This is a genomic window from Marinobacter sp. UBA2498 (assembly GCF_002341575.1).
GTDB classification, from domain to species: Bacteria; Pseudomonadota; Gammaproteobacteria; order Pseudomonadales; family Oleiphilaceae; genus Marinobacter; species Marinobacter manganoxydans.
On sequence record NZ_DDOI01000139.1, the window covers coordinates 7,545 to 16,206 of the forward strand.

9 protein-coding genes, 1 tRNA gene and 1 pseudogene are annotated in these 8,662 nt (G+C 55.8%); 4 read left to right on the forward strand and 7 right to left on the reverse strand.

What is annotated here, in order from left to right; genetic code table 11:
* The 4 genes from B2W52_RS22260 to B2W52_RS19240 all read right to left on the reverse strand — a co-directional run.
* A partial coding sequence (locus B2W52_RS22260) for an ABC transporter substrate-binding protein (protein WP_349677087.1) occupies window positions 1-204 on the reverse strand: 204 nt, incomplete at its 3' end.
* Window positions 205-207: 3 nt separating this feature from the next.
* Entirely contained in the window at window positions 208-483 is a 276-nt protein-coding gene (locus tag B2W52_RS22265; RefSeq protein WP_227507707.1) for a hypothetical protein, read from the reverse strand.
* 156 nt (window positions 484-639) lie between these two features.
* Window positions 640-1,362: an LrgB family protein gene (locus B2W52_RS19235; protein ID WP_014575815.1), complete on the reverse strand. Its 723-nt coding sequence runs from the start codon at window positions 1,360-1,362 to the stop codon at window positions 640-642.
* On the reverse strand, window positions 1,352-1,711 hold the full coding sequence (locus B2W52_RS19240; protein ID WP_008169943.1) for a CidA/LrgA family protein: 360 nt from the start codon (window positions 1,709-1,711) through the stop codon (window positions 1,352-1,354). Before B2W52_RS19240 ends, B2W52_RS19235 begins: the two co-directional genes overlap by 11 nt.
* A 75-nt stretch (window positions 1,712-1,786) precedes the next feature.
* Here B2W52_RS19240 and B2W52_RS19245 point away from each other — a divergent pair, with 75 nt between their 5' ends.
* The 4 genes from B2W52_RS19245 to B2W52_RS19260 all read left to right on the forward strand — a co-directional run bounded on the left by B2W52_RS19245 (window position 1,787) and on the right by B2W52_RS19260 (window position 3,547).
* Window positions 1,787-2,332 carry a YaeQ family protein gene (locus tag B2W52_RS19245; protein WP_008169944.1) on the forward strand — a complete coding sequence of 182 codons (546 nt, stop codon included), beginning with the start codon at window positions 1,787-1,789 and terminating at the stop codon, window positions 2,330-2,332.
* A gap of 90 nt (window positions 2,333-2,422) precedes the next feature.
* Window positions 2,423-2,499 (forward strand) — tRNA-Arg (locus B2W52_RS19250).
* Between the two features lie 443 nt (window positions 2,500-2,942).
* Entirely contained in the window at window positions 2,943-3,002 is a 60-nt protein-coding gene (locus tag B2W52_RS19255; protein ID WP_248185651.1) for a hypothetical protein, read from the forward strand.
* A gap of 293 nt (window positions 3,003-3,295) precedes the next feature.
* On the forward strand, window positions 3,296-3,547 hold the full coding sequence (locus B2W52_RS19260; RefSeq protein ID WP_241956279.1) for a cation diffusion facilitator family transporter: 252 nt from the start codon (window positions 3,296-3,298) through the stop codon (window positions 3,545-3,547).
* A gap of 429 nt (window positions 3,548-3,976) precedes the next feature.
* Here B2W52_RS19260 and B2W52_RS19265 read toward each other — a convergent pair whose 3' ends face one another.
* The 3 genes and pseudogenes from B2W52_RS19265 to B2W52_RS19275 all read right to left on the reverse strand — a co-directional run.
* A complete protein-coding gene (locus B2W52_RS19265; protein ID WP_273070166.1) occupies window positions 3,977-7,102 on the reverse strand; it encodes an efflux RND transporter permease subunit in 3,126 nt (1,041 codons plus the stop codon).
* Entirely contained in the window at window positions 7,099-8,445 is a 1,347-nt protein-coding gene (locus B2W52_RS19270) for an efflux RND transporter periplasmic adaptor subunit (protein ID WP_272999319.1), read from the reverse strand. The genes B2W52_RS19265 and B2W52_RS19270 overlap by 4 nt, the downstream gene beginning before the upstream one ends.
* Before the next feature lie 5 nt (window positions 8,446-8,450).
* Window positions 8,451-8,662, reverse strand: a pseudogene (locus B2W52_RS19275) (TolC family protein); the annotation flags it as partial.

Genomic DNA, 8,662 nt, shown 5'->3' on the forward strand with positions numbered 1-8,662 from the left:
GCTGTCGAACGGGAAGATATAGGTGGCGGTGTTCAGCAGCAGCGGATAGGGCTCACTGGTGACCAGCTCGAAGGTGTAATCATCGATGATGTTGATGCCGCTGAAGGGCTTGAAGATGGCCTTGAAATCCTGGCTCTGCTTCAGGCGGTCGAAAGTGAACTTCACATCCGCGGTCGTCAGCTCGTTGCCGGAATGGAACTTCACGCCCTAACGGAGTTTGAAGCGCATGGTGTTTTCATCAACCCGGGTCCAGCTCTCTGCCAGGCGCGGCTCGAAACCAAGATCCTTGGTCCAGCGCAACAGCGGATCAAAGGTCATATGAGACAGCTGGAGAATGCCACCAGACAGCTGCTCATGAATGTCGAGGGTCACGGGGTCGGCGTCGTACGCCATCTTCAGTTCCTTGGTCGCCTCGGCAGACAGGGCTACCGGCGCCGCCGCCAGGGCCATGGAACCGACAAATGCTGCAATCAGTTTTTTCATCGCGTTTTCCGTCGCTGTTTTAGGAATTTTCACGGAACATCGGCGCAGAACGGCGCCGAATGCCTGGCCAACAAGCTAGTCTCGGAAAACACTTAGGGCAATCGAAATTGCGACATGGGGCTATACGCCAGGTGAATGACCTGATTTGGCGCAGACTTACAGCCGGAAAACCAGAGGCAGGATCAGGGCAGTAAACACACCGGTAAGTCCCATTCCCAGAGACGCAAACGCGCCGGCGCTATGGCTGATTTCAAACGCCCTCGCGGTTCCGATGGCATGGCCATTCAGCCCCAGGGCAAAGCCCAGAATCCGTTCGTCCTCAACAGGCAAAAGCCGCGCGAGCAGGTCAACGAAGAGGGTTGCCACCACGCCCGTGATCAGGAGCCCGCCCATCATCAGGGGCACCGAACCGCCCAACTGCTCGGTAATACCGATGGCGATAGGCGCAGTAACCGACTTGGGCGCCAGCGATGCCAGGACCTCCGGTGTGGCCCCCAGAGCCCAGCCAATCACCACGGCGTAAACCGCCGCCATGGTGGCGGCAATCGGCAGCGTGACCACAATCGGGCGCCACATGGCACGGATATGGTGCATCTGCTGGTACAAGGGAATCCCGAGTGCGACGGTGGCAGGCCCCAGCAACACCGTCAGCCACCGCGCGCCCTGTTGGTAATCCTGGTAATCCACCGCCAACGCGATGAAGCCAGATAAAAGACACGCAGACAAAACAACCGGCGGCAGCCAGATAGGCCGGCCAATGCGGGAGAACAGCCAGTTGCCGGCAAAAAAGGCACCGAGGGTCAAACCGATCGCAAGAATCGGGGTGGCGGCAAGCGACTCCGGCAGGGCCTGGAAGCGCGCAAGGAGCTCACTCACCATCGCTAACGCCTCTTTTCGTCACCGCCTTCATCAACAACAAGGTAGTCAGCACACTGAGAAAGGTGCCCACCAGCAATGCCGCCGCAACCGCCAGCCACTGCCCGGAGAACTGGTTCGCCGTGAAAAACACACCCACCACCCCCGGCATGATCAAGAGCACCAGCACCGATATAAGCCCCTGGCTGGCCCGAGCAAGATCATCACTCACGTTGCCTTTAAGCATCAGCGTGAAGGTAATGACCACCATCCCCAGCACGCCGCCACTCACCGGCAACGCCAGCAGCAGGCGCACAGACTCGCCAAGAATAAAAAACAGCACCAGAACCAGAAAACCACGCAACATCGGCATGCGCTTACACTCACCCGGGAAAGAATTGCATTACACTAGCCCAAACCCCTATCCCGATACCAATGCAGGAAGCCCATGGCGCTCAAAGCAACCATCCTCAAGGCGACGCTCAACATCGCCGACATGGACCGTCACTACTACGCGGATCATCAATTGACCATCGCCCAGCATCCGTCGGAAACGGACCTGCGCGTGATGATCCGGCTGCTTGCCTTTGCCCTGAACGCCGGCGACACCCTCGAATTTACCAAAGGCCTGAGCACCGATGATGAGCCAGAGCTGTGGCAGAAAGACCTGACCGGCGAAATTGAATTATGGATCGAGCTTGGCCTGCCAGAAGAAGACCGAATAAGGAAGGCCTGCAACCGCGCCGGGAAAGTGATCCTCTACACCTATGGCGATCGCGCATTCCCAGTCTGGTGGGACAAACATCACGGCAAGCTGGAACGTTTCGACAACCTCACCATTGTTCACCTACCCGGCGACAGCACTGAGGCCCTGGCAGCGCTCGCGGACCGGTCCATGAGCTTCCAGGTGACCATCCAGGATGGCGAGGTCACCTTCAGCAATGACAACAATCTGGTATCGATTACCCCCGAGCAGCGACTACCCCAGAACTGAGGTCAGGACTTGCCGCCGGGGGCTGGACAGACACCCGCTACGCACGTAAGATTGCGCACTCGAAATCGGCGAGTCATCGTCGAGCTCGAAGCGCCCGTAGCTCAGCTGGATAGAGCGTTGCCCTCCGGAGGCAAAGGTCATAGGTTCGAATCCTATCGGGCGCGCCATTATTTTCAAAGGCTTGCGTGAAAACGCAGGCCTTTTTTATTTGCCTGTGCCCAAATTGTGCCTTGCTGGAGCCCAGTCACTTTAGGCCGCTGCTATATCACTCAGTAAAAAGACCATTGCACGGTTTCCACCTCACCATCTCCAAGGCACAGCCACTCCGCGTTATCTATGAATCCAAAACGCCTTGTTGTCGAAACCTTTGGTCGCAATGCGAACATTGGAAGCAACCAATTAACGCTTCTTCCCGCATTACTTCGAAACCTATATGAGGGAAAGCACACTTTTTCAGTATACAGCTATTTCACATTCCCCCTGAAACCAAGCATAAACGGGTTGCAGTAGCCATCTGGGCAAACGGCATCCTGACTCTCGTCCAGATCGCGGAAAGGACTTTGCCGGCAGCTTGGCGCTGATTGCCGATGCTATACATAACTTCTGGGACATGGCATCGCTGATTATCGCGTTCGCGGCCCGTAAGATTGCGCGTCGCCCGGCTGAATAAAAGCTGACCTTCGGCTACGGGCGAATAAAGGTAGGTGTTGCGCTGTTAAATACACCACCTTGATCATGATAGGGCCCTACCTGATATACGAGGGTGTCATGCGGTTCCCAGATCCGCTGGAACTCAAGGGGTGTTGGGTAGTCTGACTTACATTGTTGCACTGATAATGGACGCGTTGAGCGCGCTGCTGACCTACTCAATGCAGAAGGGCAGCGTTAATATTCATGCGTTGTTTTACACAACTTGTCTGATGCGTTTGCGTCAATAGCAGTGTTATAGGCGGAGCTCTTATCTTGCTCTACGACATGCGCTGGGTTGATTCCGCAATCACCATTGGCATGGCCAGCTATATTCTCTACCTGGACCTGACAGAAATTGGCGGGACCATCAGAACACTCATGCTGGGGAGTCCCGAGGATATCGGCACAGATTCCGTCATTGGGGCAGTATCAGACTTAGAAGGAGTTATCGACTTCACCCCGTACATTTTTGGCAGGTGGGTGAGCATGATGCCTCGCTCGACGCCCGTGTGGTTGTCGAAATAAGTACATGGAATGAACTTGAGAAAATCAAGGACAGGATAAAACAGGCTCTGGTGAAAGAATTCAACATAACTCATTCAACACTGGAATTTGAACACCCTGACTACAAGCACGAGGGAGCTCATACCTATGGGCATGGTTAACAGACGCGCTACGTAACATACCTTATCATGCAGAATCCAAACGAATGGCGAATCACAAAGGCACGAGGACTTCATGCAAGACATGATTGAGCGCCATCAAGTTTGCCTACCTCATCGCTGTTGTTCTCGGCCTTTTAGAGGGCCGGAAACCTCCCCAAGCAATATGATGCCAGAATATCTGCCTGGGACAATACCCAGGCTCTTGCTTTATAACAACATTACCCAGACACCAATGCATCATCAGACCTCGCCAGAATCTCGAAAGCAATATGGCGAGGTCTAACTTTCTTTACGCTTCGGAAAAACTCCTGCATTTCCAGAGATAGTAACCTACCGGTATCACCAACAGCGCCAAAATCACAGCAGATATCATCCCACCGACCATTGGTGCAGCTATGCGCCCCATGACTTCGGAGCCGGTACCAGTGCCAACCATGATAGGCACCAAACCTCCGATAATAGCAGCAGCAGTCATCATTATAGGCCGCACGCGCAATCCGGCACCATGAAGCACGGCATGGCGCAACGTCTCGCGTCTTGGAGTCGCCCCCTTCTCCTTACAGGTTTGCAACATTTCCTCGTAAGACTGGTTCAGATACACCAGCATGATCACACCAATCTCCACGGCAACGCCGGCCAGCGCAATGAAGCCTACACCGACCGCAACCGAAAAGTTATAGCCCAGCAGATACATCAGCCAGATTGCGCCAATCATGGCAAACGGCAGCGTACCCATGATGATGCCCACTTCCGCAAAACGGCGGAAGTTCAGGAACAGCAGAATGACGATAATCGCCAGCGTCAGCGGCACCACGTAGGTGAGCTTTTCCTTGGCACGCAGCATGTACTCATACTGGCCAGACCAGGTAACCGAATAGCCCGCAGGCAGGTCAAGTTCCTTGTTCACGGTGGCCATGGCCTGCTCCACATAAGTGCCGACATCGACCCCTTCAATATCCACGAAGGTCCAGCCATTGAGGCGGGCGTTTTCACTTTTGATGGCGGGAGGACCGTCTTCAACCCGAATATCGGCGACGTCGGCCAGCGCAATCCGTTGCCCCGTTGACGTAACGATTGGCAACTGCTCGAGCTTCTCTGGGGAATCCCGGTAGTCCTGGGGATAGCGCAGATTGACCGGGTAGCGCTCAAGCCCTTCGATCGTCCGTGATACATTAATACCGCCGATCGCCGAAGCAACAATCTGCTGAACATCCGCTATGTTCAGTCCGTAGCGGGCTGCTCGCTCGCGATCGATATCCGCCTTGATGTATCGACCACCGGCAACCCGCTCTGAATAAACAGAGGCGGTGCCGGGAATATCAACGATGATTTCCTCAAGCCGTTTGCCAATGTCCTGGATAATGGCAAGATCCGGACCTGCCACTTTGATACCGACTGGCGTTTTAATACCCGTCGCCAGCATATCGATGCGGGTTATGATGGGCATGACCCAGGCATTAGTTACCCCCGGGAAACGGATCAGGGTATTGAGCTCCTGCTTGAGCTTTTCCGTCGTCATCCCTTCCCGCCATTCATCCCTGGGCTTTAACTGGATAAATGTCTCGATCATCGTCAACGGTGCTGGATCGGTCGCGGTATCCGCCCGCCCGACTTTGCCGAATACCGTTTTTACTTCCGGTACCGTGGCAATCAGTTTGTCGGTTTGCTGCAGCAGCTGCCGGGCCTTGCCAATTGAAATACCCGGGTAGGTGGTTGGCATGTACATCAGGTCGCCCTCATCCAGCGGAGGAATGAATTCACTCCCGATTTTGGTGGCCGGCCACAGGCCCACAACCAGTGCAAGCAGTGCGGCCATAACCGTACTTTTCGGGAATCGAAGGACGAGCTTCAGCGCCGGCAGATAGGCACCGACCAGCAGACGATTCACGGGATTCTTGTGTTCCGGCAGCACTTTGCCGCGAATGAAATAGCCCATGAGCACGGGAACCAGCGTCACCGCCAGGGCCGCACTGGCTGCCATGGCGTAGGTCTTCGTGAAAGCCAGCGGTGCAAACATCCGGCCTTCCTGCGCTTCCAGCGCAAATACCGGCACAAAACTGACGGTGATGATCAGGAGCGAAAAAAACAGGGCTGGCCCGACCTCGGAGGCCGATCTGGCCACGACCTCCCATCGGTTCTCAGGGGTTAACGGGGTCCGCTCCATATGTTTGTGCATGTTCTCGATCATGACGATGGCGCCATCGATCATCGCCCCGATCGCAATCGCAATCCCCCCGAGGGACATAATATTGGCGTTGATTCCCTGCCAGTACATGACAATAAAGGCCGCCAGAATGCCAACCGGCAGGCTGAGAATCGCCACCAACGACGAGCGAACGTGGAACAAAAAGATGATGCACACCAGGCCCACCACCAGAAACTCTTCAAGCAGCTTGAACCCGAGATTATTCACCGCCCGCTCAATCAGACCGGAGCGATCATAAACCGTTACCACCTCGACACCTTCCGGCAAACTGGATTTCAGTTCCTCCAGTTTCGCCTTCACGCCATTGATGGTTGCCTGGGCGTTTTCACCGAAGCGCATCACTACTATGCCACCGACGGTCTCGCCTTCGCCATTCAGCTCAGCCACCCCGCGCCGCATCTGCGGCCCAATCTCAACAGTGGCCACGTCTTTCAGGAGCACGGGGGTGCCGTTGTCATCAAGCCCCAACGGAATCGACAGCAGGTCCTCACGGGACTGGATGTAGCCGGACGTGCGCACCATGTATTCCGCCTCGGCCATCTCGATGACCGAGGCGCCCACTTCCTGATTGCCCCTCTTGATGGCGTTCTGGACATGAGCCAGGGGAATTCCCAACGCCCTGAGCTTTTCCGGGCTGACCTTGACCTGATACTGCTTCACCATGCCACCAAGCGCGGCCACTTCGGACACGCCTGGCACTGTTTGGAGTTCGTATTTCAGAAACCAGTCCTGCAGGCTGCGCAGCTGGCTCAGATCGTTGTTCCCGGTGCGATCCACCAGAGCGTAGAGGTAAACCCAGCCAACCCCGGTTGCGTCCGGCCCCAGTTGCGGGCGGGCCGAGTCTGGAAGGCTCGGGGCCACCTGGGACAGGTACTCCAGCACCCGGGAGCGAGCCCAGTACATGTCGGTGTCTTCATCGAAGATCACATAAACGTAGGAGTCCCCAAAGAAGGAGTAACCCCGGACCGTCTTGGCACCCGGCACCGACAGCATGGCGGTGGTCAGTGGATAGGTCACCTGGTCTTCCACCACTTGTGGTGCCTGGCCCGGAAAGCTGGTTTTGATAATGACCTGCACATCCGAAAGATCCGGCAGCGCATCTACCGGCGTCTTGCTCAGCGAGTAGAGGCCAAGCCCTGTAATAAGCAAGGTGGCCAGCAATACCAGAAATCGATTACGAACAGACCAGTGAATGATGGCAGCGATCATGATTCGCCTCCGCCATGATTCATGGAACTATGGTCCATCGTCTCAGGTTCGCTTTTGGGCTCCGCTTTCTCCGGATCCATGACGTGCCCCGAATGATCCATCTGTGAATCCATGGCGTTGCTGCCTGATGCCGACATTCGCTGGAAATCCGAAGTCTTGCTGGACTCGGAGTCGATCAGGAACTGCGCAGACGTCACCACAGTTTCCCCAGGCTCAATCCCCCCCAGTATTTCCGCGTACTTATCGCCAATCCGCCCCACAGTGACGTTAACGGACTTGAAGGCACCCTGTTCCAGCGCCACCACCAGACGGTCGCTTTGTCCAGTGCGGATGATCGATTCACGCGGCACCAACAGGCGTCTTTGCCCACGATCCCCCTGGACCTCCAGGCGAGCAAACATGCCGGGCAGCAAAGCTCCGTCGGAATTGTCAAACCGCATCCGGACCCGGGCCGTCCGGGTTTCCGGATTAACCTCGGGATACACATAGTCCACTTTTCCGCGCCACTGGCGCCCGGGCATGTAATCCAGGGTCATCATCACCCGGCTATCGCCCTCCACGGCCGAGAGCTGGCTTTCAAATACCTCGCCAATCACCCAGACTTCATCCAGTGCAGCAATCGACAAAACCCGGTCTCCGGGCTTTATGAACATGCCCTCGCGAACGTTCAGATTGTCGATAACGCCCGAGCTTGGGGCGTATACGGTCATCGTTCTCTGTATGTTTCTTGTCTGGCGCAGCTGCCGTATCAGGCTAGCCGGCACATTCAGAGCAGCCAACCGTTCCTCAGCGGCATTGATCAGTCGCTGATTCCCCCGGTTCAGTGCCAGGAGCAACTCCTCCTGAGCATTGACCAATGTGGGTGAATAGAGGGTATACAGAGGCTTGCCTTTTTCGACTGGTTCCCCCTCAGCTTTCACGTAGAGCGCTTCGATCCAGCCCTCTACTCTGGGATGCACGTGGGCCATCTCATCTTCGTTATATTGGACGTAGCCCACAGTAGTGATGGTGTTCGGCAAGCGTCCCTGGATGACGGGCTCGGTGCGAACTCCCAGGTTGTTGACCACGGCAGGCGAAATACGAACGGTACCGGCCGGGTCGTCAGCTGACCCGGCATCCTCAAACACTGGAATCAGGTCCATCCCCATAGGTGATTTCCCGGGTTTGTCGCTTTTAAAATTAGGGTCCATGGGCGCCACCCAGTAGAGCGGCTCCTTTTCCTCGTTACCGACCCCATCTACGGTTGGATCTGAAACCATTCCCGGTGCCAGCCAATAGGCGGCACCGACGCCAGCGATCCCGCCGAGCACTATAAAGCCCAATGGACGAATGAAATTAGCCATGATGATCAATCCTGCAAATCGGTCATTGAAAAGGAGGGAATGTTTGAGGCTTCCGTGGTCAAATAACGGAAACTTGCCAGAGTTTTGGCCCGCTCGGCCATCATCTGGATCAATTCGACCTCGGCATTGAGTTCGGAGATCCTTGCGCGTACCGCCTCAGCAAAATCACCGTCGTCATTGTTATAGGCGGTCAGCGAGGCATCGGCCTGCTCTTCCA

Bases quoted from the DNA above. Each gene is read 5' to 3' on its own strand.
- B2W52_RS19240 (WP_008169943.1), bottom strand. From the start codon at position 1,711: ATGCCGATGTTGCGTGGTTTTCTGGTTCTGGTGCTGTTTTTTATTCTT.
- B2W52_RS19235 (WP_014575815.1), bottom strand. From the start codon at position 1,362: ATGGTGAGTGAGCTCCTTGCGCGCTTCCAGGCCCTGCCGGAGTCGCTT.
- B2W52_RS19270 (WP_272999319.1), bottom strand. From the start codon at position 8,445: ATGGCTAATTTCATTCGTCCATTGGGCTTTATAGTGCTCGGCGGGATC.
- B2W52_RS19265 (WP_273070166.1), bottom strand. From the start codon at position 7,102: ATGATCGCTGCCATCATTCACTGGTCTGTTCGTAATCGATTTCTGGTA.
- B2W52_RS22265 (WP_227507707.1), bottom strand. From the start codon at position 483: ATGAAAAAACTGATTGCAGCATTTGTCGGTTCCATGGCCCTGGCGGCG.
- B2W52_RS19245 (WP_008169944.1), top strand. From the start codon at position 1,787: ATGGCGCTCAAAGCAACCATCCTCAAGGCGACGCTCAACATCGCCGAC.